A 259-nucleotide genomic window follows, 5' to 3' on the forward strand; every position below is an offset into this window, starting at 1 on the left:
CGCGGCTCTTCCGCAAGGAACTCGGGCTGAGCTTCGTCACCTGGCGCCAGCAGGCCTGCATTTTCGCATCGCTGCCGAGACTTGCTGCGGGGGAGGCGGTGACGAATGTGGCGCTCGACGCCGGTTATGAAAACATTCCGGCTTTCACCACCATGTTCCGGCGAATGCTGGGCAGTTCACCCCGGGCTTATCGGCAGGCGGCGCGGCAGCGCAGCGCTGCTTTTTCTGATTTCGAAGAGATGGGTGGCTAGGTTTGGGG

The 259-nt window shown here is 62.5% G+C and carries 1 protein-coding gene; it reads left to right on the forward strand.

Annotation, left to right across the window (positions count from 1 at the left end):
- Positions 1-251: helix-turn-helix domain-containing protein (locus tag SB816_RS32880; protein WP_410548366.1), on the forward strand; the 251-nt coding region annotated here is incomplete at its 5' end.
- Positions 252-259: the final 8 nt, after the last annotated feature.

Source organism: Achromobacter sp. SIMBA_011 (assembly GCF_046535435.1).
Classification (GTDB): Bacteria; Pseudomonadota; Gammaproteobacteria; order Burkholderiales; family Burkholderiaceae_B; genus Achromobacter; species Achromobacter dolens.